General features: G+C 56.4%; 22 protein-coding genes. 9 read left to right on the forward strand and 13 right to left on the reverse strand.

The window, feature by feature from the left end; translation table 11 throughout:
* The first annotated feature begins 84 nt into the window (after window positions 1-84).
* Both KK078_RS05960 and KK078_RS05965 read left to right on the forward strand, forming a co-directional pair.
* Window positions 85-2,613, forward strand: a complete 2,529-nt coding sequence (locus KK078_RS05960) for a TonB-dependent receptor (RefSeq protein ID WP_254089333.1) — start codon at window positions 85-87, stop codon at window positions 2,611-2,613.
* 27 nt (window positions 2,614-2,640) lie between these two features.
* The gene (locus KK078_RS05965; protein ID WP_254089334.1) at window positions 2,641-3,195 is read left to right on the forward strand and encodes an HD domain-containing protein; all 555 of its coding nucleotides are present in this window, start codon (window positions 2,641-2,643) and stop codon (window positions 3,193-3,195) included.
* Here KK078_RS05965 and KK078_RS05970 read toward each other — a convergent pair.
* The 7 genes from KK078_RS05970 to KK078_RS06000 are packed head-to-tail and all read right to left on the reverse strand — an operon-like array spanning window position 3,189 to window position 10,565.
* Window positions 3,189-3,998: an alpha/beta hydrolase gene (locus KK078_RS05970; RefSeq protein WP_254089335.1), complete on the reverse strand. Its 810-nt coding sequence runs from the start codon at window positions 3,996-3,998 to the stop codon at window positions 3,189-3,191. The genes KK078_RS05965 and KK078_RS05970 overlap by 7 nt on opposite strands.
* Window positions 3,999-4,021: 23 nt before the next feature.
* Window positions 4,022-5,080 carry a protein-glutamate methylesterase/protein-glutamine glutaminase gene (locus tag KK078_RS05975; protein ID WP_254089336.1) on the reverse strand — a complete coding sequence of 353 codons (1,059 nt, stop codon included), beginning with the start codon at window positions 5,078-5,080 and terminating at the stop codon, window positions 4,022-4,024.
* Between the two features lie 56 nt (window positions 5,081-5,136).
* Window positions 5,137-5,982: a CheR family methyltransferase gene (locus KK078_RS05980; protein WP_262898603.1), complete on the reverse strand. Its 846-nt coding sequence runs from the start codon at window positions 5,980-5,982 to the stop codon at window positions 5,137-5,139.
* Window positions 5,983-5,985: 3 nt separating this feature from the next.
* Entirely contained in the window at window positions 5,986-7,668 is a 1,683-nt protein-coding gene (locus KK078_RS05985; protein ID WP_254089338.1) for a methyl-accepting chemotaxis protein, read from the reverse strand.
* A 12-nt stretch (window positions 7,669-7,680) separates the two neighbouring features.
* On the reverse strand, window positions 7,681-8,184 hold the full coding sequence (locus tag KK078_RS05990; protein WP_254089339.1) for a chemotaxis protein CheW: 504 nt from the start codon (window positions 8,182-8,184) through the stop codon (window positions 7,681-7,683).
* Between the two features lie 20 nt (window positions 8,185-8,204).
* Window positions 8,205-10,235, reverse strand: a complete 2,031-nt coding sequence (locus KK078_RS05995; protein WP_254089340.1) for a chemotaxis protein CheA — start codon at window positions 10,233-10,235, stop codon at window positions 8,205-8,207.
* A gap of 3 nt (window positions 10,236-10,238) precedes the next feature.
* Window positions 10,239-10,565, reverse strand: coding sequence for a hypothetical protein (locus tag KK078_RS06000; protein WP_254089341.1), 327 nt, complete (start codon window positions 10,563-10,565; stop codon window positions 10,239-10,241).
* A gap of 411 nt (window positions 10,566-10,976) precedes the next feature.
* Between KK078_RS06000 and KK078_RS06005 the strand changes: the two genes are divergently transcribed.
* Window positions 10,977-12,182 carry a PQQ-dependent sugar dehydrogenase gene (locus tag KK078_RS06005; protein WP_449508537.1) on the forward strand — a complete coding sequence of 402 codons (1,206 nt, stop codon included), beginning with the start codon at window positions 10,977-10,979 and terminating at the stop codon, window positions 12,180-12,182.
* Between the two features lie 34 nt (window positions 12,183-12,216).
* Window positions 12,217-13,035, forward strand: a complete 819-nt coding sequence (locus tag KK078_RS06010; protein ID WP_254089342.1) for a DUF1206 domain-containing protein — start codon at window positions 12,217-12,219, stop codon at window positions 13,033-13,035.
* Window positions 13,036-13,059: 24 nt separating this feature from the next.
* Here the strand turns inward: KK078_RS06010 and KK078_RS06015 are convergent, their stop codons facing one another.
* The 4 genes from KK078_RS06015 to KK078_RS06030 form a co-directional block, all read right to left on the reverse strand.
* The gene (locus KK078_RS06015; RefSeq protein WP_254089343.1) at window positions 13,060-15,126 is read right to left on the reverse strand and encodes a tail fiber domain-containing protein; all 2,067 of its coding nucleotides are present in this window, start codon (window positions 15,124-15,126) and stop codon (window positions 13,060-13,062) included.
* A gap of 34 nt (window positions 15,127-15,160) precedes the next feature.
* The gene (locus KK078_RS06020) at window positions 15,161-15,637 is read right to left on the reverse strand and encodes a T9SS type A sorting domain-containing protein (RefSeq protein ID WP_254089344.1); all 477 of its coding nucleotides are present in this window, start codon (window positions 15,635-15,637) and stop codon (window positions 15,161-15,163) included.
* 292 nt (window positions 15,638-15,929) lie between these two features.
* On the reverse strand, window positions 15,930-18,569 hold the full coding sequence (locus tag KK078_RS06025) for a tail fiber domain-containing protein (protein ID WP_254089345.1): 2,640 nt from the start codon (window positions 18,567-18,569) through the stop codon (window positions 15,930-15,932).
* 47 nt (window positions 18,570-18,616) lie between these two features.
* A complete protein-coding gene (locus tag KK078_RS06030; RefSeq protein WP_254089346.1) occupies window positions 18,617-19,096 on the reverse strand; it encodes a T9SS type A sorting domain-containing protein in 480 nt (159 codons plus the stop codon).
* An 818-nt stretch (window positions 19,097-19,914) separates the two neighbouring features.
* On the opposite strand from KK078_RS06030, the gene KK078_RS06035 reads away from it, so the two are divergent.
* Entirely contained in the window at window positions 19,915-20,721 is an 807-nt protein-coding gene (locus KK078_RS06035) for a helix-turn-helix domain-containing protein (RefSeq protein WP_254089347.1), read from the forward strand.
* A gap of 34 nt (window positions 20,722-20,755) precedes the next feature.
* Complete coding sequence (locus tag KK078_RS06040; RefSeq protein ID WP_254089348.1) at window positions 20,756-21,433, forward strand: NAD-dependent epimerase/dehydratase family protein; 678 nt, start codon at window positions 20,756-20,758, stop codon at window positions 21,431-21,433.
* Window positions 21,434-21,442: 9 nt separating this feature from the next.
* Here KK078_RS06040 and trxA read toward each other — a convergent pair whose 3' ends face one another.
* Window positions 21,443-21,745 (reverse strand): thioredoxin, encoded by a 303-nt coding sequence (trxA, locus tag KK078_RS06045; protein ID WP_254089349.1) that lies wholly within the window; start codon window positions 21,743-21,745, stop codon window positions 21,443-21,445.
* A gap of 85 nt (window positions 21,746-21,830) precedes the next feature.
* On the opposite strand from trxA, the gene KK078_RS06050 reads away from it, so the two are divergent.
* Both KK078_RS06050 and KK078_RS06055 read left to right on the forward strand, forming a co-directional pair.
* Window positions 21,831-22,418, forward strand: coding sequence for a Crp/Fnr family transcriptional regulator (locus KK078_RS06050; protein ID WP_254089350.1), 588 nt, complete (start codon window positions 21,831-21,833; stop codon window positions 22,416-22,418).
* Between the two features lie 71 nt (window positions 22,419-22,489).
* The gene (locus KK078_RS06055) at window positions 22,490-23,077 is read left to right on the forward strand and encodes a DinB family protein (protein WP_254089351.1); all 588 of its coding nucleotides are present in this window, start codon (window positions 22,490-22,492) and stop codon (window positions 23,075-23,077) included.
* On the opposite strand, the gene KK078_RS06060 is transcribed toward KK078_RS06055, so the two are convergent.
* Window positions 23,074-23,403, reverse strand: coding sequence for a DMT family transporter (locus KK078_RS06060; protein WP_254089352.1), 330 nt, complete (start codon window positions 23,401-23,403; stop codon window positions 23,074-23,076). The genes KK078_RS06055 and KK078_RS06060 overlap by 4 nt on opposite strands.
* Window positions 23,404-23,643: 240 nt before the next feature.
* On the opposite strand from KK078_RS06060, the gene KK078_RS06065 reads away from it, so the two are divergent.
* Window positions 23,644-25,800 (forward strand): Ig-like domain-containing protein, encoded by a 2,157-nt coding sequence (locus KK078_RS06065; RefSeq protein ID WP_254089353.1) that lies wholly within the window; start codon window positions 23,644-23,646, stop codon window positions 25,798-25,800.
* Window positions 25,801-25,811 lie beyond the last annotated feature (11 nt).

A 25,811-nucleotide genomic window follows, 5' to 3' on the forward strand; every position in this document is an offset into this window, starting at 1 on the left:
GGCCGGTTTCTTTTCCTGCCCGCTATGATTTCGGATGTTTTTTTGTTCATTTGTTACCACCCTTATAACCGGCGATCGTCTTCTATGGTTAAAATTCTACGGATCGTATATCTTATCATGGGCCCCTTTGTGTGCTGGGCGCAAAACCAACCCGATACCACCAAGGTGGTACTCCTGCACGACGTTGTGCTGACGGCATCGCGGCTGGAAGAGGACCTGGGGCGCTCGCCTGTCAGTGTCGAAAAACTATCGTCCCGCGTTCTCTATCATTCCGCGGCGCCATCGTTCTTTGATGCATTGGAAAATGTCAAGGGGGTACAGATGCTGGTGCCGAGTGTTGGGTTTAAAGTGATCAACACGCGCGGCTTTGGGAATACAACCAATGTACGGTTTGTCCAGATGGTCGATGGCATGGACAATCAGGCACCACACCTGGGTACGCCGATCGCGAACATGCTCGGCCCGAGCGACCTGGATATACAACGTGTCGAGATCATTCCCGGTACGGCCTCGGCACTATATGGTATGAATGCGATCAACGGCATGGCTAATTTCCTGACGAGAGATCCTTTTACCACAGAGGGGATAAGTTTGCAACAAAAGACCGGTGTCAACCGCATTCACACGGAAGGGGGCGGGAAGATATTTTCGGAGACGAGTCTGCGATGGGCCCGGAAGATCAACGAACACCTCGCGTTTAAGATCAATGGCTCGTACGTAACGGCTACGGACTGGATTGCCGATGATCATACCGATCTGGCCGGCCATGCCAATGCCAGCACGGGGTTGCTGGGCGCGGACAATCCGGCGTTCGATCCTGTAAACGGCTATGGCAACGAGTCGTCCAATCGCCGCACGCTGTCGCTGGGGGGTAAGAACTATGTCGTCGCCCGTACAGGCTATGACGAACAGGAGCTCGTAGACTATAGCATTCACAACGTTAAGGCCGACGCGGCGCTGCACTATGCCTTTACGCCCAACACCCGGCTGATCTATACGTATCGTTTCGCCAACCTCGACAATATTTACCAGCGGGCCAACCGCTTCCGGCTCGAGGACTATCGGTTACAACAACATGGATTAGCTTTTACGTCGCGGTCGGTGCAGGCATTGGCGTATCTCAACGTCGAGAACACCGGCGAGTCTTACAATGCCCGGTCGATGGGGGAGAACATAGACCGCACGTTTAAGTCCGATAACGCCTGGTATGCCGACTATACCGCAGCCTTTCAGGACGCTGTTGCTTCTGGCATAAGCGTGGCCGATGCGCACCGGGCGGCGCGGGGTGTGAGCGATGCCGGACGGCCACAGCCGGGCACGGCGGTCTTTGACAACCTGATCGGTACACTGGGCGACATCAACAACTGGGATTATGGCGCCGCGCTGCGGGTGAAGTCAAGGATGCTGCACGTAGAAGGCCAACTGAACGTAACGGAGGAACTGCTCGACGATCTGAAGGCTGCTACCGGTGTGGAAGTGCTGGTGGGTTTCGACCATCGTACGTATATCATCCTTCCGGATGGCAACTACTTTATCAACCCGGAAGAGGACGGTCGCAATGTATTGTATCGCAAGACAGGCGGTTTTCTGCAGGTATCGAAGTCCTTCCGCGATAAGCTAAAGCTGGGGGCCACGCTGCGGGCCGACAAGAACGAATATTATGCGTTGAAATGGAACCCGCGGTTTACGGCGGTCTATTCGGTATCGCCGTTACACCATGTACGATTTTCGTTTCAGAATGGCTTCCGGTTTCCGAGTGTGTTCGAAGCGTTCTCCAATGTCAATAGCGGCGGTGTGAAGCGTGTGGGCGGGTTGCCGGTCATGTCATCCGGTATATTCGAGCGTGCTTATAACCGGACGTCGATCGACGCGTTCCAGGCGGCAGTCTTACGTGATATTAACCAGAACGGTATTTCCCGGGCAGATGCGATCGTTAATAATCAAGCGCTGCTGAAGAAGAACGACTATACATATGTCGAGCCGGAAGAGATCCGCTCGTTCGAAGCCGGTTATCGCGGTGCGTTCTTTGATGAGAACCTGTACGTGGACGTGGACTTCTATTACAACCGCTACAACAACTTCATTGCCCAGGTGGAAATGAATATTCCCCGTACGTCCAATGCTGACTCGACTTCCTACTACCTGGCCGACCGGACGCTCCAGGAGCGTTACCGCATGTGGACCAACTCGAAGACTACCGCTTACAACTATGGCGCGGGGTTGGGGCTGAAGTACCTGTTCGGCAAGCGCTTCAGCCTGAATGGCAACCTGACGTATGCACGCCTGCAACGTCGTTCGGGCAACGATGGTCTGGAAGACGGCTTCAACACCCCGGCCTGGATTGTGAACCTCTCGGTTGGTAATAGCGATGTTTACCGGGGCTTTGGTTTTATGGTGACGTACCGCTGGCAGGATCATTATTACTGGCAATCGTTCCTCGTCAATGGTAATGTGCCGGCCTACCAGACGGTGGATGCGCAGGTGAGCAAGAAACTCAAGCAGCTGTCGGTCAAAGTGGGCGGGAGCAACGTGTTCAACCACTATTATCATTCGTTCCTGGGCGGCCCGCGTGTGGGTGGGTTTTATTATGTGACGTTGGGGTATGGGTTTTGAGCGCATGTTGTAACTTGCCGTACAACAATGCATCACACGCAAGACACGATCCTATCTGCCGTTCGCGATTTCGCAAATCGTGCCCACGGCGACCAGCGCCGGCGTTATGTCGACGATCCTTATATTGTGCACCCGGTGCGGGTGATGGAGATATGCCGCGCCTATACGCAGGATATTGCTACGCTGTGCGCGGCACTGCTGCACGATGTGCTGGAAGATACGCCGGTGCGAGAGGCCGCGATCCGCACGTTTCTTGAAACGTTGATGGCCGAGGCCGACGTTGCCCGTACGCTGCAGATGGTGGTGGAGCTGACCGATGTGTATACGCATGAACGGCATCCGCGCATGAAGCGAAAGGAGCGGCGGGCGCGCGAGGCGGAGCGGCTTGGTACGGTGAGCGCGGAGGCACAGACGGTCAAGTATGCAGACATTCTGGATAACACCGCAGATATTGCGCAGAACGATCCGAACTTTGCCCCGGTGTATGCCCGCGAATGTCAGGCTATCGTAAACGCGATGGATAGAGGTGATGCCGACCTGCGCAGACGGGCGGTGGCTGCGCTGGCAGAGGTTGTTCAATGAAAGAAGCCCGGCAGGTCTTCCTGTAAGAATTGGGCGTATTCCGGGAAGCTTCCCAGATCGTTGTGGCCACCACCCTTTACCAGGATCAGTTTCTTTTTAGTTTGTATAGCGTTCAGCAGTCGTTGACTGTGTGTGGGCGGAATGAGCTCGTCCTGCGTGCCGTGCAGCAGCACAACGGGGCATGTAAGGGAAGTGATCTTGTGCAGATTGTTGAACCGAAAGCGAAGATATAACGAAGGGAAAAAGAAGGGGACCTTTTCGTTGGCCAACGCGCTGAGCGATGTATAGGGTGATTCGAGCACGAGGCCCCGGACAAGATACCGTGTGGCCACTTCTACCGCCACGCCACTGCCTATAGACCGGCCGTATACCAGGATATTCTGCGGTAAGATATGAAGCTCCTTTGTGAGGTATTCGTAGGCGGCTTCGCCGTCGGCATACATGCCTTGCTCGGAGATCTGCCCGGTGCTTTTGCCGTAGCCGCGGTAGTCGATGATCAATACCGCGTAGCCCAGCGCGGAGAAATCTTCGGTGACGAACTTCCATCCGCTCAGGTCGCCGGCGTTGCCGTGAAAGTATAGTATCACTTCCGGGCGTGTGCCTTCGCAGTAGAGCGCGTGGATGGTTTCGTAGTCGCGGGCTTCGAGGAATACTTCGTGCTGGTGGCTGGACAAGTTCAGGTTGGTGTTCCGCGCCATCTTGCCGGGGTAGAAGATCAGCTTCCGCTGGAAGATGTATAACAAGAGGGCGACCAGGATATAGAGGGCGATGACGGAATATGCGAGGATCTTCAGGGCTTGCATGCAGGTGGTTTGTCTTTGTGGCGTTACGGCAGGCTGCTGATGTAGGAGGCGATGCGGAAGAGGGGAAGGACTTTGGAGACGCCGCCGAGCTTGATGGCCTCTTTGGGCATGCCGAAGACCACGCAGGACTCTTCGTCCTGCGCAATGGTATGCGCGCCGGCGTTTTTCATGTCGAGCATGCCCGCGGCGCCGTCGGCGCCCATACCGGTCATGATGATGCCGATGGCATTCTTGCCGGCGAACCGGGCCACGGATCGGAATAACACGTTGACGGAGGGACGGTGACGGTTTACGGGGGGGCCGTCGTCGAGGTGTACATAATAGCGGGCGCCGCTGCGGCGTAATTCCATGTGGCGGTTGCCGGGTGCGATCAGGCAACGGCCGCGCAACACGCTGTCGCCGTCTTCTGCTTCTTTGACGCTGATGCGGCAGATCGAGTCCATGCGTTGCGCGAACGAGCGGGTAAAGAGCTCGGGCATGTGCTGCACGATAATGATGCCATAGCAGTCGAGCGGCATTTCCCGCAGGAAGGCAAGGATGGCTTCGGTACCGCCTGTCGAGGCGCCGAGGGCGACGACCTTGTCGGTGGTTTGTACGAGGCTTTTGGTATTGCCGCCGTGAATGGCGGAGGCCGACGCCAGCACTTGTTGTTGTGCCGCGGCGGAGCGACGGCGCAGGCGTGCCTTGCTGGCATTCTTGACGACGTCGATGATATGCTGTTTGCTTTCGGCGGCCATGCCGCCTACCATCACGGGTTTTTGTACGACCTCTACCGCGCCGTATACCATGGCCAGTACGGCCGAGTCGGCGCCTTTGGCGGTAAGGCTGGAAATGATCACCACGGGAATGGGGTGCTGCGACATGATCTTTTGCAGAAAGGTCAGTCCGTCCATGCGTGGCATTTCTACGTCGAGGGTAATGACATCGGGCACCTGCTCGCTGATCTTCTTGGCGGCGATGTATGGGTCGGCGGCCGTAGCCATGACTTCGATCTCGGGATCGGTCTGTAGTATCTCGGACAACACCTGGCGCATGAGCGCGGAGTCGTCCACGATCAGTACGCTGATCTTTTTCTTCAGCATGAAAGTAGGAGAGGGTTCAATTCCTGCTTGAAGATAGTCTTTTGAGTATAGACATGTTATAGTTTTCGAAAAATAGTTGGCTTGACCTGTTGTACGGGCAGGTTGAGATGATGGACCGACTCCGAGTGTCCGATGAACAAATACCCGCCCCGGCGCAGTTTCGACAGCAGTTTGCGAAGCACCATTTCCTGCGTACCCTTGTCGAAGTAGATCAAGACGTTGCGGCAAAAGATCAGGTCGAAATCGGCATCGATGCCTGCAATATCGTCGATCAGGTTTATTCGTTTAAACTCTACTTTCGCGCGCAGCCGGGGGCCGATGCGAATGGTCGGGCGTTCGCCGTCCTTGTCTTTGCTGCGCAACAGGTAACGCTTGCACAGGGTCATCGGTACCTGGGCGATACTTTGCATGGGGTAGATGGCCTGGATGGCTTTCTTCAGCACTTTCGTGGAAATGTCGGATGCCACGATGCGGTAGTTGAAGGGACGGCCGAGGGCAAATTCTTCGAGCACCATGGCGATGGTATACGGTTCTTCGCCGGACGAGCAGGCGGAGCTCCACACTTTGAATGTACCCGGTGCCCGGGTGGTATACCAGGCGGGCAACAGTTGGTCGCGCATGAAGTCGAAGTGTACAGGCTCGCGGAAGAAGTCGGTTTTGTTGGTAGCGACTGCGTCGATCATAAAGACGAGCTCTTCCTGCAAGCCGGCTGGACTCATGACATAGTCGCAATATGCCGAGAACGTGCCGATGTGCAGGTGATCGAGCCGCTTCTGCAGCCGGCTTTCCAGCAGGATCTTTTTCAAGGGCGGGAGGTTTATCCCGCACTCCTTGTAAATGAACCTGCTGAGCCGGCTGAAGTCAGCGTCGGAAAGTTTTTGTGGCTGCGCTAATGCGGCCATGGATCAGAAGTTCTCGTAGCGCTTGTCAAGCTGATCGTGATCATGGTTGCCCATGTCGAGATTTATACCTGCCATCTTAGAAGGTGTACTTTTGATTGCGCTCTTGTACAGGTTCGGCGCGCCGGCGCTGGCTTGTGCCGGGCGCGATTTATAGGGCGCCGTCGTGGCGGCGCGCTGTGCCTGGTTCTTGTCGAGGCGGAAGAACGATACGGTTTCCCGCAGGTGGTCGGCCTGGCTCGACAGCTCTTCCGCACCGCTTGCCATTTCTTCTGATGCCGAAGCGTTTTGCTGGATCACCTGGTTGAATTGCTGGATGGCATTGTTCACCTGCTCGGCACCCGTATTCTGCTCGAGGCTGGCGGCAGAGATCTCTTGTACCAGTCTGGCTGTGCTTTGGATGTTCGGCACGATCTGATCGAGTAGCTTGCCGGAGCGATCGGCGATGGAAACACTTGCCGAAGAGAGCTCATTGATCTCGGCCGCGGCTACCTGGCTGCGTTCGGCCAGCTTGCGCACCTCGGCGGCAACGACGGCAAAGCCTTTACCATGGTCGCCGGCACGTGCGGCTTCCACGGCGGCGTTCAGCGCGAGCAGATTAGTCTGGCGGGCGATCTCGCCGATGATGGAGATCTTCTCCGCAATTTTCTTCATCGAGTCAACGGTATGGTTAACCGAACGGCTGCCGTCCTGGATATCGTCGGCGGCTTTCAGGGCGATCTTTTCCGTCTGCTGCGCATTGTCGGTGTTTTGCTGGATGTTGGCCACCATCTCTTCCATCGACGACGAGATCTGCTCGGCCGATGCCGCCTGCTCCTGCGAGCCTTGCGACATCTGTTGTGACGTGGCGCTCATCTGCGCACTGGCGGTAGCGATGTGATCGGATGCGGTCGATACGAAGGTGAGCACTTCGCGCAACTTGTCCACCATGGCTTTGATATAGTCGATCAGCTCGCCGAGCTCGTCGTGGGATTTGTTCTCGATATTCACGGTCAGGTCGCCGTCGGCCACGCTCTTGATGGCCGCCTTGGCATACCCGATCGAACGGGTGATGGAGGTGATGATCCAGATCGAAATACCGATGGAGATCAGCACGGCCGTAATGAGCAGGAAGGCCATTTGTGTTTTGGCTTCATTGTACAGTCCGTCGGTCTCTGTCTTGGCCTGCACCAGGGCCTTCTCGTTCTTACGCAAGATCTTGGTGAGGGCATTGATCGCGCCGAGGGCTGCTGCGCGGCCGTCGCCGGAGGAAAGTTTATACGCTTCGACCGTGGTGGAGTCGGTGTTGCGAAGGGCGAGGGATTTGATGCGGGTATAGATCTTGGCGTATTCGGCCCACCGGGTATTGAACTCTTCCATGATCTCGACGCCGGACTCGTCTGAAATGCCTTTGAGCTCGTCCATACGGGCGAGCATTTCATTTGTGCGATCTTCGATCACGCCGATATATTCCTGGATCTCTTCGGGGTTCTTGGTGATGATGAGCTCTTTCTCGCGTTTGGTGATGAGCTGGATATCTTCTGCCGCCTTGGAGGCCAGCATGATCCGTTTCACATTGAGGTCCACGAGCGTATTGATGCGGTCGTTCAGCATGCCGATGTTGGACAGGCCCATATAATAGATAGCGCCCGACAAGCCGATCAGTACGACGAAGGCGGTGATCAGGCGGGCTTTTACGGTTAGTTTCATGTGAGATGGGGGTTACGAGTGAGTGGTCGACTCCTGGTCGGAGGTGTTTTGTAAAATAGAAAGCTCTTCGGTGCTGAAGACCAGCCCGATGTTGAGCAGCATGATAAACTGGTCGTGGTGTTTGACCATGCCGTTGATAAACCCGGATTTGTAGCGCGAGCCGATCGACGGAGCGGGCTGAATGCGGGCTGCGTCGATCTCGAGTACTTCCTGTACGGAGTCGACGATGGCGCCGAGTACGATCTGCTGGTCATCGATCGTGAGGTTCAAGACCAGGATGCAGGTGTCGACGGTGTCGGGGATTTTTTCAAGCCCGAATTTCAAGCGTGTGTCGACGACGGGCAGTACAATGCCGCGCAGGTTGATAACCCCCCGCATGAAGTGCGGAGCGCGGGGTACTTTGGTGATCTTGGAGAGCTCCAGGATCTCCGAAACGTCGGCCACGCTGGTGGCAAAGAGCTCGTCGTCTAACCAGAACGTTAGATACGACTGACTGGTGACAGTGACGGTTTCCATGAGGATATGTGCAGTTAGATTTAGTGCTGGTGTAACAGGCGGTTCTCGTCGATGAGCTGGCGTACCAGTTTGTGAATGTCCATGACCAGGGCCACGGTGCCGTCGCCGAGAATGGTGGCGCCGCTGAACTCCTCGCGGTTTTCATAGAACGATCCGAGGGGTTTCATGACGGCCTGGTATTCGCCGACCACGGCGTCTACGGCGAGCCCGACCGGGAACTCGTCGTATTGAACTTTGATCACCTGGGTGATGTCGGGCCGGGGCTCGTCTTCGTGGAAGACCTGCCGCAGGTTGAAGACCGGCAAGAGGTCGCCGTCGAATTCTATTTTCTGTGCGTGCTCCTGCCGCAGCTTGTGCGTTTCGATCTCGTAGCATTTGTCGACGGCCGTCAGCGGCAGTATATATTCGGAGGAGGCGATCCTGACGCGCATGCCGTCGACAATGGAGAGCGTCAGCGGCAGGCGGATGGTAATGGTAGTGCCTTCGTGCACACGGGAGGCGATGGATACTTCGCCGTGGATCGCCTCGATGTTGCGTTTTACAATGTCCATGCCCACCCCGCGGCCCGAGACGTCTGTCACCTGCTCGGCCGTAGAGAAGCCGGGTTTGAAGATGAGGTCGTAGGTCTCTTTTTCCGACAGGACGGTGTCGGCCAGGAGTAACCCTTTGGCTATAGCCTTCTGCCGGATCTTTTCCGCGTCGATGCCTTTGCCGTCGTCGGCGATCTGGATATAGACGGATGTGCCCGAATGGAATGCTTTCATGCGGATGTTGCCCTGGCGGGGTTTGCCTTTTGCTTCGCGCTCGGCGGGAGACTCGATGCCGTGGTCGATGCAGTTGCGCAGCATGTGAAGGATCGGGTCGGTGATGCTCTCGATAATGGATTTATCCAGCTCGGTCTCGACGCCCTCGGCGCTGAAGCTGATCTCTTTGCCCAACTCCTTTGACAGGTCGCGCACCAATCGCTGGAAGCGGGTCACCAGGGTGTCGATGGGGATCAAACAGATGCTGAAGGCGTTCTCGCGCAGGCGGCGCGAGATCTTCTCCATGTTCTCGGCCAGGTTGGCCAGGCCGGGTACATCGTGGCGGGCGGCCAGCAACGTAAGGCCTGCCTGCGAAGTGACCAATTCGCTGACGAGGTTTAACAGCTCGTCGAGCTTGTCGGACGACACCCGGATGCTGGTAACATGATTCTTCGACGTCGCGGCGGGTGCCGGCGCCGTTGCAGCGGGTGCGCCGGCTGTTGCTGTAACCCCTGCGCGCAGTGCCTGGGTGACGAGGTGCCGGATGGCCGGTAGCCCGAACGGTGCAGCGCCAAACGGTTTGATGTCGAGCGCCTGGATGAATTCCGGGACGAGGAGCAGATCGGAGTCGGCGATCTTTTCGACGGTCACGTCGCAGCAGTCTTCGGCAAAGATGAATACACCCTGGACTTCGTCCAGGGTGTTCTTACTCGCGAGGAAAACTTCAAAGCCAGTGTAACACCCTGTCGGGTCGAGCGCGTCGAGCGGTGGGACTTCGTGCAGGTGGGGCAACACGCGTGCGGAGCCGAGTGACACGAGGTCTTCGATGAGGTATAGTGGGTTCGTACCTTTCAGCTGTACATTGGCGTGCGGCCTGCAGTGCACGTAGAACGTGGCCACGCCGGCGGGCGTGTTGCTTTGCTGGCCGCGGGCCACGCTGGTCAGTCCTGCGATCGCGGTGCGCAGCGTTTCGTGGCGCGCGCGGTTGGCGGGGTCTTGCATGGCCTGGTCGCGAATGATCTTCTTTACGTGGTCGATCGCTTCCAGCGTTACTTCCAGCACCTCGTTGGTGGCGGTGAAGCGGCCCGTGCGGATCAGGTCGTATACCGTTTCCAGCTCATGGGTGAGCGCGCTCAGGCTTTCAAACCCAAACATGCTGGCCGACCCTTTGAGGGTATGCATGGACCGGAAGATGGTTTCAATGAATGTTTTGTTGGTGCGGTCCTTGTCGAACTGCAATAATGTCTCTTCGAGGCTGGCGATGAGCTCTTCGGCCTCGGCAATAAATATGCCCTGGAGATGGTCCATAGGTTAGTGCGTCACGTGGGGTAGGGGACTGTTTTGCGGTTGCAACAAGGCATCGAACCCGGTAAGCTTCATGAGCTTAAAGTCGTTTTCGTTCAGCCCCGAGGAGACCGTGAGGGCACGCCCTTCGGCGCGGACTTCCTGCAAGAAGGCCCAAAGCATCTGTAGAAAGCACAGGTCGATGGCGATCGGCTGATCGATGGTAAGGGTCGTTACATCTGTCTTGGTGCGCAGCTTGCCGAACAAGGCCACGAGCGCAGCGTCATGCTGCCGGGTCAGCTCGCCGGTAATTTTACCTTTGGTGCCCGACGGCGTCTTGATAATGTTTACCATGGGCTTCATAACACAGAAAAAACAGACCGGTAAGCCGGGATTGAAAAAGTGGTTTTAGAAGGGATTTTTTCCGCCGTGTAAAAAGCTTGCATAGCGATGAGTTTTGACCAACATATACCTGGCCGTCTGGCAAAGGTAGACGGTGGTCTCTCATAGCGGCATCGTGAAAACATCGTATTTTTCATTACCCGGAGATACGCACGCGGCTTCCGTATAAATACTTAGAACCGAGGGGGCGGTGGCATGATATTTTACCCCGCTGCGGGGTGACCTTATACATATATGAAACTTTCCTTACATGCCCTTCTGTATATAACGCTGGTATTTGTATGCGTATGTTGTGAACCCCGAAAGGCCGAAACACCGCCTCCAACGACAGCCGATACTATACAAACAGCACGGAAGCAGACTTTGACGCTGCCCGAACCGTATGCCACCGAATCGGTGAAGAAGTTCAGTAATGTGGTAGGATGGGATGAAAATATTACACCGGTTGCGCCGCGGGGTTTTACCGTGACGCGCTTTGCCGACGGGCTTAAGAATCCGCGGTGGATCTACGTGGCGCCGAACGGCGACATATTTGTCTCAGAAGCCAACACCGAGACCAAGGTGCCTGAAAAAGTAGGCAATGCCGTGTCGGGAAAAAGCAAGTCACAGAACCTGGGCAGGAGTGCCAACCGCATCACGTTGTTTAAGGACACCGACAACAACGGTACCATCGACCAACGTCATGTTTATTTGTCGGAGCTAAACCAACCGTTTGGTATGCTGATCCTGAACGGATCCTTTTACGTGGCCAACACCGACGGGATCTGGCAATATCCTTACCAGGAGGGGCAGACAACGATGCGGGGTACGGGTAAAAAGATCTTGTCGTTGCCGGCCGGCGGCTATAATAATCACTGGACGCGCAACATCATTGCCAATGCCGACGGCACGAAGATCTATGTATCGGTCGGCTCGGGGAGCAACAGCGCCGAGCATGGTTTTGAGCATGAGATCCGCCGCGCCAATATACTCGAGATCAACCCCGATGGTACCGGTGAACGCGTTGTGGCCGCAGGCCTTCGCAACCCGGTGGGCATGGACCTGCAACCCGGTACCCACACGCTGTGGACGGCTGTCAATGAACGTGACGACCTGGGAGATGAGCTCGTGCCGGATTACATTACCAGTGTGAAAGATGGCGGGTTTTACGGGTGGCCCTATACTTATTTTGGAACACATGACGATCCGGCTGTAAAAGAGCCGCTGCCCGATTCCCTTCAGCAGGTGATCGTACCGGATGTGCCGGTGGGTGCTCATACGGCTTCGCTGGGACTCGCGTTCTATGATGGCAAGGTATTTCCTGGGCACTATCACGGAGGCGCGTTCGTGGGGCAGCACGGCTCCTGGAACCGTTCCAGGCTGAGCGGCTATAAAGTGATCTTTGTTCCCTTTGCAAACGGCGTACCCGGCACGCCCGAAGATTTTTTGACCGGCTTCATCAAGGACGAGGCCACCGGCGAAGTATATGGCCGGCCGGTGTGTGTGGCGGTGACGCCTGACGGATCCCTGCTGGTGGCGGACGATGCATCGAATATCATCTGGCGCGTGAGCGTGACCCAACCGCAGTAATCATTCTGTTCTTCCCTTCCGCAACGAAACGTCTATGTCCCGGCGTCTTTCCTCGTATACGCGTCTGGCCCGTTACCTCGCTTTGGGCGGGTCGATCGCCATTGGACTGGTCTACATCGGCATCGGCACGATCGCTATGTTGTCGCTGCTACGGCTGAAGGACGGGGGTGCGGACGAAGACAGTATGCTGGAGTTCCTGACGGAGCTTCCGGCGGGATGGATTCTCGTGTCCAGCATCCTGATCGGTATGTTGTGTTATATCGCGTGGCGATTGTACGAAGCGATCGCCAATCCTTTTCACGTGCCGCGCACGACCCGGGGAATCCTGACGCGTGTCGGCACGGCGCTGAGCGGTGTGGCGTATGCGATCATTGCCCTGTCGGCGGTGCAGGCGCTGCTGGGGATTGCCCTGGAGGGCGACGGTGTGGAGGAGCAGCGGCTGCTGATCGAAGCGGTGCTGGACTGGCGGGGCGGGGTGTGGCTGATCGGAATTACCGGCGTGCTGGTGGGTATCACCGGGTTGTTGGAAATCTATCACGTCGTGCGCTGGCAGTATGTTTCCCGTTTGGAGATGCAGCGGCTTTCGCACATGGGGCGACGCTTGCTTCATGGGCTCGCGTGGTATGGTCACTTCTCCCGTGCGACGATCCTGTTGATCATGGCCTACTTTCTTTTGCAGGGTGCGATCCATGCCGATCCTGAAGCGGTAGTGAATACCGATAAGGCTTTCAACTTTATCGGCGAAAGCATGTTGGGGCATCCGTTGTTTGTGATCGTGGCGATCGGAACGATCGCTTATGGCGTCTTTATGATCCTGCAGGGTATATACCTGAAATGGGAAAAGGACCGGTAAGATACCGGCCCTTATTCACGTTGTCTATTTTATGCTGGCCGAGCGTGACGCTGCCGGTGCATTGGCGGTATTGCCGGTTGTCCCATTTTCCAGTGCCTGTACCCGTTGGGTGAGCGCTTCGATCAACCGGCGTTGGCTGTCGATCAGTGCCTGTTGTTCCTGCACGGCTTTGACGAGGGGCACGACAAACTCGGCATAGCTGAGGCTATACCAATTCTCCGGTTTTTCGGGGCGGCAGACGCCGCTGAAGTCGAAGTTGACCTGTTGTGCGGCTGCTTCTACCTCCTGCGCGATAAAGCCGGTGTGCACGGCCAGGTCGCGTGGGATGGCCGAAGCGTCGATTCCCGCGGCTGTGTTCCTGGCGGTAATGACGTCGTGGTTGATGCGGTAGGTTACGGGGCGCAGGTGTTGGATAAATTCCAGGCCGGGTACATTTTCGCGGATGTCGGTTTTAAAGCGGCCGTCGGAGGCGGCTGTCCAGTTCACCTGGCCGCCGATCTTCGTGACGGCGGTATTGCCAATGCGGACTTCGTTGGAATTAAAGACCTGTGCGCCGGAGCCGATCGCGGTAGCGTTCGTCAAACTATAGTATCCCTGAAAGGCGGCATAACCAATGGCGGTATTGTACTCGCCGCCTGCATAGGATGCCAATGCGGCATATCCCACAGCGGTGTTGCGATTGCCGTCGGTACCTTGCATGGCCTTCATTCCTACGGCGGTGTTGCGACTGCCCTGTCTGTTCTCAAATAGTGTCTCCACGCCGAGGGCGGTGTTGTCCACGCCGTCGATGTTGTTATACAATGCTTTGAATCCCACCGCTGCATTGAAACTGCCCGTGCCGTTTTTAAAGAGTGCCCGGTTGCCCAGGCAACTATTCCATTTGCCTCCCGCGTTTCCGTACATGGTATATGTTCCTACGGCGCAATTTTCGAAGCCTTCGTTTTCTGACAGACAAAAGGAGCCTACTGCTACGTTGTCCCACCCGTCGGAGTTGAACTGGGCTTTAAAGCCGACGGCGGTGTTGTCAGAGCCATACGAGCGATATAATGCTTCCGCACCCATGGCGGTGTTGTTGTTTGCGGAAGTGTTTGAATATAATGCATCCTGGCCCACGGCGGTGTTGTTTTTCCCGGTAGTGTTCAGCCGCAGCGTGTTGAAGCCGAGTGTGGTGTTGGCGGCGCCGGTCAGGTTATCGGCCAGGGAAAACGTACCGACCGCGGTATTTACCGTGCCGGTGGTGTTGGCATAGAGGGCGTGATGTCCTACGGCAACGTTGTCGGAGGCTGTATTGTGGTATAGCGAATAAACGCCCACGCTGACATTATACCGTCCGAATATATTGTCATATAACGCGCCGGCGCCGATGGCGGTGTTGGCTGAGCTGGACTCGCTTCGGTAGAGCGCACGCCAGCCGACGGCAGTGTTTTGGCTGGCCGTAACGCTGCTGAATCCACTTTGATAACCAATGTACGCATTATCGTTTACGGACTGGTCGTCGTTCAGTCCCGCTCCTTCGCCCAGGTATACCGAGCGGCCGGTATTGAGCTGTTCCAGCTGGCCGGCGGTAGAGAGACGAAGGTGCGGTATATCGCTGGTACGCATGACCAGCGGCATGTTGTCTTTTGTGCCCAGGAAGTTGTTTGCGTTTGTGCCGACGTTGCCGGAAATATTCCAGGCGCTGTCTGCGCTGGCAGAAGAGATCTCTGTGGTTCCGGCCTTGAGCGCGTAGAGGGCATACGGCACGCTCATGAGCTGGCTGGCGCCGTAGAGTTGGCCGTCGATACTTACCTGCAAGAAATAGGGGCCGGCCGACCAGTCGACGGTTGACAGGTCGCCGCTGCGGTCGTCGCCTTCGCCGATGGTAAGATTGACAAGTCCTGTTTCGGTCGCGGTGGTGCGGTGGTTCTCGCTATAGACGGCTTGTCCGGCGGCGTTGCCTTGCACGATGCGTATACCGACGAGCGCGGTGCTGTTGGCTTTTACCTGGCCGGCGGCGTCGCGTAAAACGGCTTGATATTTAAAGCCTGCCGGGGCCTGTGCCCAGGCGCTTATACTGATGATGGCGAGTAGAAATATAGACAGTGTTTTCATAGCGGGTGGATTTTTCGTGTTTGGGGTAGCGTGGTTATTGTTTGATGATCTTAAAATGACGTACGAGCGCGCGGCCTCTTTTCACCTGAAGCAGGTAGGTGGCGCCGGGCAGGGATTCAAAGGAGATTTCGGTCAGGTCTGTGACCAGGCCCTCCCGCACGGGCAGGCCGCGTGCATCGAGCACGGTATACCGAAGGTGTGCTGTCCGGGAGTCGTTGCGGAGGTATAGCAGGGCATTGACGGGATTGGGATATACCGTGAGCGGAATTCCGGCATCGCGGTCTTCTTGCGGGCGCACCAGCAGTGCCGGCTGGTGGAACCCTTGCGTGAGATGATGCGGAAGGGTGGCGGTGGTTTCGATGGCTACTTCGCCGACGGTGAAGGTCAGGGAACCGGCGTTTTGTTTGAACGCGTCGCCGGCGGCGGAGACGACTTCCTGGTGTTGGGCGGCCAGTGTCAGCGTGAGCAACACCAGCAGCCCTGTGAGGGCGCTTTTTGGGGGAGCTTTCATAGTATATAATTTACGTGTTTCGAAATGTCGGGACGCGATGGCGCGGCATGTCGGATAAAGATCCGTGGGCGGCAGGATCCTGTGACGACAAGAACGGGAAGCGACTATAGGAAATGGCCTGGAAAGGACTGGGGGAAATCGTTTTCACTGACTGCTGATCGGCACGCTGGGACAGCCTTTCCACGAATGAATATACATATAAAAAGAGAGATCGCCTATTAAAATAGCAAATAGGAGAAGTGTATAGAAAGGGCCCGGTGGGGTGCCGGGCCTTTTCCGTTACAGGGGTGTGTCAGTTACCGGCTCGTGCGACCGGTGTTGTGTTATGTTGTGACGCGTTGGCTTTGTCGTTTCTGATAAGCTCCCCGATGACCTGTTGTTGTTCCTTCAACAGGGCTGCTTGCGCTTCCAGCTGCGCCTGCAGGTCCTTCAGCAGGATCTGTTGTTCCTGGACGGCTTTGACCAGGGGTACGACAAACTCGGCATAGCTCAGACTATACCAGTCTTGCGCGTTGACCGGTGCGTTCACACCGCTGAAGTCGAATTGTATGGCCCTGGCGGCGGCTTCTACTTCCTGGGCGATGAAACCCGTGTGTACTGTCAGGTCGGCGGGAATGCCTTGGGTGCTTTCACGCGCGGCAATGACGGCGTGGTTGATGCGATATGTCACCGGGCGCAAGCGGGTGATAAACTCCAGGCCGGGTACATTTTCGCGGATGCCGGTTTTAAAGCGGCCGTCGGAAGCGGCGCTCCAGTTCACCTGGCCACCGATCTTAGTAACGGACCGGTTGCCGATGCGTACTTCGTTGGAGGCCGTTACGTCGGCTTCGAAGCCAATAGCCGTGGAGTTGGTGTAGGCCGTACCGTTGAGAAACGCGTTGGCGCCGACGGCCGTGTTATGGCTGCCGCCGATGTTCGCAGCCAGTGTCGCAACGCCTATCGCTGTATTAAAGGAACCATAGAGGTTGTTTTCCATGGCGCCAAGGCCCACGGCCGTGTTCACGCGCCCGTTGTCGCTTTGGTTCAGGGCTTTTACGCCCACGGCTACGTTGCCATCACCCTCCCGTGAAACCTGGAGCGCCAGTGCACCAACGGCTGTGTTATTGGAAGCATGGTTGTTGGCCAAAGCACTACGGCCGATGGCGGTGTTCTGGTTGCCGTCCAAATTCCCATAGGATGCGAAGGGGCCGATGGCGACGTTGTCACTGCCCGTGATGTTTTGTGCTGCTGCAAGATTGCCGAGTGCGCTGTTGTATTTACCCGAGACGTTGTCGATCAGGGCATAAGCGCCGATGGCGGTATTGCCAAGACCCGTTACATTCTTGCTGAGCGCGGTGTGACCTACGGCAGTGTTGACTACGCCGTTGACGTTGGCGGCAAGCGCTTCGGTGCCGATCGCGGTGTTTGCACTACCCTCGTTATTTGAGAACATGGCTTTATAGCCCACGGCTACGTTGCTGGTAGAATGGTTGTTGGCAAGCGCCAGCGCGCCGACGGCGGTATTTTGATCACCCTGTTGCTCGGCCTGGAGCGCCTGATACCCCAAGGCGGTATTGTTGTTGGCGGTCGTTATGCTGGTCAGGGCTTCGTGGCCGACGGCCGTGTTTGACGTTCCCGTTGTGTTGGCGTATAACGCGCGATAGCCCGTTGCGGTATTGTTAGAACCGGTATTGCGATAGAGGGCCAAGGCACCGGTGGCGGTGTTTTGCGCGCCGGTCTGGTTTAGATGCAGGGCCCGCCAGCCGAGGGCGGTGTTGAAGCTGGCGGTGGTATTGGCAAAGAGGGCTTCGTGGCCCAGGGCGCTGTTGGAGGCGCCGGTGGTGGTGGCATACAGGGAGCGGGAGCCTGCGGCGGTATTAAAACTGCCGGTGGAGTTATATACCATGGCTTCCATACCGAGCGCAACGTTGTTACGGCCGGAGGTGTTGCCGAGCAGCGCGCTCTGACCGGCTGCTGTGTTATAGCTTCCCGTGGTGTTGGCGCGGAGCGCATTGTTACCGGTAGCGGTATTCGCCGTGCCGTTTTGATTGGACGTGAGTGCCTGTACACCCACAGCGACGTTGCCGGACCCATCATTGCTGTACAATGCAGCATGTCCCACGGCAACGTTGTTGGTGCCCCAGGTGTTAAAATATAAAGCATAGGTGCCGAATGCGGAGTTATAATTGCCGTAGGCGTTGGTGGTAGCGGCGTGCATTCCCACCGCTGTGTTGAAGCTGCCCTGGGTGTTCGTACGCAACGAACGATATCCTATTGCCGTGTTCTGGCTGCCGGTATTATTGGATTGACCGGCCTGACTTCCGACAAATGTATTGAAGTTGTCGGTTTGGTCGTCGTTCTCGCCGGCGTACTCGCCTAGGAATACCGAGCCACCCGTACCGAGGGGCTCGATCTGTCCGCCGGTATTGATGCGCACGCGGGGTTTGTTGTTGGTGCGGATCACCAGCGGGGTGTCGTCTGTGGTACCCAGAAAGTTATTGGCGGTGGTGCCGGCATTTCCGTACAGGCTCCAGACGCTGTCGGCATTGAGCGCGGAGGCGCCGCCGCTGCCCGACGTGAGCGCATACAGTGCATAGGGCACGCTCATGAGCTGGCTGGAGCCGAAGAACTGCCCGTCGACGCTCACGCGCAGGAAGTATGGCCCGTTGGCCCAGTCTATGGTGGACAGCTCGCGCGGTCGGTCGGCGCCTTCACCGATGGTGAGGTTGATGAGCCCCGTTTCAGTAGACGTTACGTGGTGGGATTCGGTATAGACGGGCTGGCCTTCGGCACTGCCCTGTACAATGCTGATGCCGATGGTCGCGGAAGCGTTGGTTTTGAGCTCGCCGCCGGCATCGCGGATGATGGCTTGATATTTAAAGCCTGCCGGCACCTGGGCCAATGCCGCTACGCCGATGAACAGGAGGGATACGATTATAGACAGTTTTTTCATAATGGGATTTTTTTAAACGTATAGACAAAAGTGATTTAGAGATTACATCATTGCCTGGTGATCTTGAAGGTTTGAATGAGCGCCGACTGCTTTTTTATCTGCAGCACATAGGTGGCGGGTGGTAATGCATCGAACGAGATCTCGGTCAGCTCGGTGACCGGACCTTCGCGTACCGGGAGGCCGCGCAGATCCAATACCGTATACCGGGCGCCCGGCAGCTGCCGGCGGCTTTGGAGGTAGAGTCGCGTCCCTACGGGATTGGGATAGGCGAAGAACGGCTGATCATTTTCCTGACCGGGGCGAAAGTTCTTTACCGATAGCCGCGGCTGATGAAAGCCTTGTGTCAGGCTTTTGTGTGGGGCGGGCACGGTTTCGATGGCGACTTCACCGAGGGTGAAGGTCAGTGAACCGGTGGCCTGTACGAACGAGTCGCCGGCGACCGATACGACGTCATGCTGCTGTGCCCAGAGGGGCAGTGATAGCAGCGCGAGGATTCCTGTGAGGTTTTTCCTGGGGGGTGCTTTCATGGAACATTTTGTTTTACGTGGAACATATCGTTATAAATCAAAGACAATAGGAGCGTGTGCATTTGCTTGAGGCGAATGCCGGAGGATAGGTTTAGTGAGAGAATAAAGGAGGCGCGACGGCGCTTTTGAGATAACCCTTTCGCTACATGCTAAAGCCAACCAACAACGTGGTTATCTGATTGTGAATATACGGGTTGAAATATATTATTAACTTAAGTACATAATTAATTATTGGGGAAATTGGGAAAATTATATGGGAGTTGTATGAAACAGAAGGGGGGTGGGGTTGTCATTTTGCAGACGGGGTGCCGACGGCAGTCGAAGACTGGATACAGTATCAGGCACTCCCGACTATCGGGATCTCTGCTTCGCTCAGACTTGCCAGGTGTGTGCGATGTATCGTGTTGTAAATACAAGTGATGGCTGTTGCCTGTGGGCCTCGAAAACAATTTACGGGGCGGCCGGGGGTCGGGAGACCCCCTCCATTAGGTGCACGAAGAGTGCTGGGCACAAGTCGCCCTCCCTTCGGTCGGAAGACTTGCGCCAGATGCTTGTGTGTGTGTGTAGGGACTGCGCCCCTACTACCTCTTAAGCTTTTTTGCTGGCGCAAAAGTCTGGGATAGAAATTATTAGTACGGTGCTTGATTTGTGACAATGCCTCGCGCCGGATGTGCCGTGGTGTTGAGCTTTGGGGCAAAGGATATTGAGCTTTTTAACAAAGTGTTATCTTGCGGGGGGATGGAACTTTGTGGTTGGAGGCCTGGGAGTACAATAGTTCGCGGGCGGTGTCGTCTTAACACACAAAAATACGATATGTCATGAGCAAGGATGGTGATGAGGAGCGTCTTCCCCAGGTGCTTTATTCCTGTAATACCGATATCAAGCGTGAGAGTGAGAAGTTCCTTTCGCAGCATGCTTTTACCCATATATTCGAGGGCAGTCTTGCGATCGATACGGGGGCTGACAGGCAAACGTATCAGGCGGGTGATACGCTGCTGGTGAAGCGAAACCAGCTGGTGCGGTCGGTGAAGTATCCCGGTGCGAGCGGGCAGATGCGGAGCATTACGGTGTTCTTCAGCCAGGAGCGGCTGCGTGACTTTGCTTTGACGGATGTGCCCAAGGCCGTCAATCCTTATACCGGCAAGTCCATCGTTCAGCTGCGTCGTGATCCGTTGTATGCGGCGTATGCTGCTTCGCTGGTTCCTTATGAAAGTAATGCCAGCCAATCGTTGGAGGCGATCACGGTCTTAAAGACCCATGAGGCGGTGCTTTTGCTGGTGCAGCTGGATCCGGCGGTGAAGCAGATGTTGTTTGACTTCAGCGAGCCGGGCAAGATCGACCTGGAGGCGTATATGAAACAGCACTTTACTTTCAACGTGGAGCTTAAGCGTTTTGCTTATCTCACCGGGCGGAGTGTTGCAACCTTCAAGCGTGATTTTGAAAAGGTGTTCCACATGTCGCCGAGCCGCTGGCTGTTGCAGAAGCGGCTGCAGGAGGCACACTACCAGATCAAGGAGAAGGGTCGCCGGCCGTCGGATGTTTACCTGGAAGTGGGCTTTGAAGATCTGTCGCACTTTTCCTTTGCTTTTAAGAAAACCTATGGCGTGGCGCCTTCGCTGGTGTAGCGGCTATCTCATTATTAAATCCCGTATCGATCCTATGACAACTGTATCCAACTTGCGTGTAATAATAACCGGTGCTACCGGCATGGTGGGGGAAGGGGTATTGCATGAATGTCTGCGTAACCCGCATGTCGAAGCGGTGCTCGTGATCAACCGGAAGCCTTGTGGTGTTACGCATTCCAAGCTGCGCGAGATCGTTCACCGTGACTTTTATGACCTGTCGCCGATACAGGATCAGCTCGTGGGGTATGATGCGTGCTATTTCTGTTTGGGTGTTTCGGTGGTTGGGCTTTCCGAGGCGGAGTATTTCAAGATCACCCATACGCTGACGCTACACGTTGCCGGTGTTCTCAGCGCGGGTAACCCGCAGATGACGTTCTGTTATGTGTCGGGTGCGAGTACGGACAGCACGGAGCAGGGGCGCGTGATGTGGGCGCGGATCAAAGGCAAGACTGAGAACGATCTGATGAAGCTTCCGTTCCGGCAGGTGTTTGCGTACCGGCCTGGCTTTATGAAACCGGATAGGGGAGCGAAGAATGTTCTGACGCTTTACAAATTTATCGGCTGGATGTATCCCATCGGTCGTGCGTTGTTTCCCAAGGCTTTTATTACCCTGCGCGAGCTTGGTCTTTCGATGATCGACGTTACCCGGTATGGGTACAATAAAAAAATACTCGAGGTGTCAGACATCGTGGCTACCGCGGGCCGGCGATAGATGCGGGTGTCAGGCGTGCTCGTTGATGACCTGTTGCAGGAAATGTGCCGGTACGACGCCGGATTGCCGCCACACCACGTTGCCGTTCTTGAAGAGCATGAGGGTTGGCACGCTTTGCACCTGGTAGGCGGCGGCGGCCTGCGGGTTCCGGTCGATGTCGATCTTGATGATGCGGGCTTTGTCGCCTATGCGCGATTTGAGGTCTTCGAGGATCGGGGCCATTGTTTTACAGGGGCCGCACCATTCTGCGGAGAAATCTACGAACGTGAGCTTCTCGCTGTTGACCAGGGTAGAAAAGTTTCCATGTGCCATATGCGTAAAACGCCGGGTGGGGTCTGCCGGTTCAGAATTTAGTCATTAAATTGGACAGCGCGAGAATCGATCCCGCGTTGAACGCATGACACTGCCTGACGACCATCCCCTGAAGCAAGCCCTCCAGACGCATGTTGCCCTGCCGGAGGAAGACTGGACACTGATGGCTGCGATCTGGACGCGTACCACGGCCCGTCGCAAGGAGATCATCACCCGCGCGGGCGATGTGGAGCGCTATCTGTATTTTGTAGAGGAGGGTGTGCAACGGGTGTTCTATACCGACGAGCAGGCGCGGGAGGCGACGATCGTTTTTACCTATGCGCCTTCGTTTGGCGGTGTGCTGGATTCGCTGCTGATGCAGCGTCCGTCGCGGTATTTTTATGAGACGCTGACGCCGTCGGTGTTCCTCCGGACGCCTTTTGCCGAGATGCAGCGGCTGATGGACACCCGTCCTGCTATTTCGGCCATGGTACGGTTGAGCCTGAACGTGACACTTTCGGGGGTGCTGGAGCGGCTGGTGGAACTGCAGTGCTTTTCGTCGGAGGATAAGTTCAAGCGGTTGTTGCAACGCAGCCCGCATATCTTACAGTTGGTGCCGCACAAGTACCTGGCCAACTACCTGGGCATCGATGCCACCAACTTCAGCAAGTTTATGAACCGTGTGCGGATCTGAAAATCCTGGTATTTACCAACAATTCCATCCGGTTGCCGGCGCATCTTTGTGCCGTTCAAATTTTCGAGTACATGAAATCCGTAGACAAACACGTGTGGCTGGACGGCCTGGAGGCCGGCGTCGAGCGACATCTGCAGAACGCTGTTTATCATTTTCAGAATCAGGACAGCGTGGTGTTGCTGAAGCCGTCTGTGACGGGTGGCTGGAGCATTGCACAATGCCTGGAGCACCTGAATCGCTATGGTCATTTCTATTTGCCGGCGATCGACCGGGCGTTGGAGCGTCACGAAGGGCAACGCGATGCGCCGGCATTTACCAGCACGTGGCTGGGCCGTTACTTTACCCGTATGATGCAGCCGGAGACCGGCACGCGTAAGATCAAGGCCATGAAGGCCTATGCTCCACCGCCCGACCTGGATGCGCATGCTATCGTAGCCGAGTTCATTCATCAGCAAGAGACGCTGCTGACGCTGCTCGCGCGGGCGCGCCGGGCCGACCTGACGGCTACGCGTGTACCGATTTCCATTGCGTCTTTTATCCGGCTGCGGTTGGGCGATGTGTTTGCGTTCCTGATCGCCCACGACGAACGGCATGTGCAGCAGGCGCTGCGCAATCTGCCCGTAGCACACGCCGGGTTTGCCGTGCAGGCACCCCGTTAATGCGGCGACAGGGCTTTGAGTCCGACGATGGAAAGAATCAATGTTGTGATAAAGAACAGCCGCCAGAAGCTGGCGGGCTCGTGAAAGATAAAGATCCCTACCAACACGGTACCGACGGCGCCAATGCCCGTCCATACGGCGTATGCCGTGCCGAGGGGCAATGTTTCGGTGGCGCGCATGAGCAAATACATGCTGAGCGTGAGGCACGCCAGGAAGCTGGCGTACCACCACTGGGCTGTGGTGCCGGTGGCTTCGCGCGCTTTTCCGAGCGAGGTAGCAAAGCCTACTTCCAGCAAGCCCGCCACGATAAGCAATATCCAATGCATAGCGATCTGTTTGTCGATGGCAAAGCTACGGTTTTGAACCGTCGTATGCCAGTGCAGGCAAAGCTCACATTTCCTATGTGCGTTCCGCACACTGCCGGCTGAATAACCATTCAATAAATGCCTGTTGCCATTCAATAACTACATTTCAGGACGCCTGTGTTCATGGCGAACTTGCCTGCCGCAAGGCACCCGATGCCTGTTCGCATGTACTCTATTTTTCAAACCATACACAACAAACAGATGAACACAATTTCTACAAAACTCCCCAAGGTAGTGTTGCGCCTGGCGGCGGTGGTATGCCTGCTTGGCATCCTGTTGCCGGCGTTACCGGCCCAGGCTCAATTGGGCAACCGCGTCGTGGTTGGCTACTTCCACAACTGGAACAATGCTTCTGCTCCCTACATTCGCTTGCGTGACGTGAACTCCAAGTATAACGTCATCAACATTGCGTTTGCCGTACCGGTTGCTCCCGGCGACATGACCATGCACTTTGAACCGCTGCAACAGTCGAAGGCGGAGTTTATTGCCGACATCCGCGCGTTGCAGGCGCAGGGACGTCGCGTACAGATCTCGATCGGCGGTGCCGATGCACCTGTCGAGCTGCACACGGCGGCCGACCGCACGAAGTTTGTAAACTCGATGAAGTCGATCATCACCGAATACGGGTTTGACGGTTATGACATCGACCTCGAAGGCACGTCGGTGATCCTGAATCCCGGTGATACCGATTTTAAAAATCCCACGACGCCGAAGATCAGCAACCTGATCGCCGCTTCGCGTGAGCTGGTCACCTACTTCCGCGGCCAGGGTAAGAATTTCTGGCTGACGTCGGCTCCGGAAACGCAGTATGTGCAAGGCGGCTACGGCTTCTATGGTACGGCGTTTGGCGGCTACCTGCCGGTGCTGCACGGTCTGCGCGACCTGCTCACGTTTGTACACGTGCAGTATTATAACACGGGTTCGCAGGTGGCGCTCGACGAGAAGATCTATAACCAGGGTACGGCCGACTTTATCGTGGCCATGACGGACATGCTGCTGAAGGGCTTCCCGGTAGGGCGTAATGCGGCCAATGTCTTCCCGGCGTTACGCGAAGACCAGGTAGCATTCGGTTTACCGGCTACCGGCACGGGCGCTGCGCCCGCGGGTGGTTATGTTGCTCCTGCACAAGTACACCAGGCGTTGAACTACCTGATCAAAGGTATTTCGTATGGCAGCGCGTATGTTACCAACCGTACCTATCCGAACCTGCGGGGGATCATGACCTGGTCGGTCAACTGGGATAAGACACAGGGCGATGCTTTTGTGAACAATCACTATGCGTACTTCAGCAGCCTGGGCGGCGGCAACAATGCTCCTACGGTGAGCCTCTCGTCGCCGGCCAATGGTGCAACGTTTACGGCACCCGCTACGGTTTCGCTGTCGGCCAATGCGTCGGACAGCGACGGCTCGGTAACGAAGGTGGCGTTCTTCCAGAACGGCACGTTGCTGGGCGAAGACTCTTCCGCACCGTATGCGTTTACCTGGAACAACGTCGGCGCGGGCAGCTATACGCTGACGGCTGTCGCTACGGACAACCAGGGCGCGACGACAACCTCTTCATCGGTATCTATTACGGCGACAGCCGGCGGCAATACACCGCCGGTAGTAAGCCTGACCTCGCCGACGAGTGGCGCGACGTTTACGGCACCCGCTTCTGTGACGATCGCAGCAAACGCCAGCGACGCCAATGGCTCGGTCAGTAAAGTAGAGTTCTTCCAGGGCAGCACAAAGCTGGGCGAAGATACGTCGTCTCCTTATAGCTATACCTGGACCGGTGTGACGGCGGGTACTTATAGCATTACGGCCCGCGCAACGGATAATCAAAATGCCTCGACGACATCGTCGGCTGTAAGCATTACGGTGTCCAATCCCACGGGCGGTTGCAATGCCCCGCAATATGTAGAGAACGGCGGTTATGTGGCCGGCAGCCAGGTGCAAAATGCCGGTGGCGTGTATCAGTGCCGTGAGTGGCCGTACTCCGGCTGGTGTAACGGTGCTGCGTGGGCGTATGGTCCCGGTACCGGTACGTACTGGCAGGATGCGTGGGTGTTTGTTTCCGCCTGTGGTGCTTCGACCGCGGCTGTACAGGCCCGTGCAGCAGCGGCTGAAAGCGTGGCGGTATATCCCAACCCGGGGGTTACCGGTCGTACGGCTACTGTTACGTTTGGCCTGGGTACATCGCCCAGTGTTGCAACCGTGGAGGTTAAGACGCTGGATGGCGCAGGTGTTTACAGCCGGCAATATACTCCGACCGGCCCGACGCTGGACATAGAGATCCCCGCTTTGCCGGCCGGCTTATACCTGATCCGTCTGCAGCACGGCGCGAAGAGCACGACACAACGCTACCTGGTTAAGTAACGATCTATTCT

Source organism: Dawidia soli (genome assembly GCF_018598185.1).
GTDB classification, from domain to species: Bacteria; Bacteroidota; Bacteroidia; order Cytophagales; family Cyclobacteriaceae; genus Ohtaekwangia; species Ohtaekwangia soli.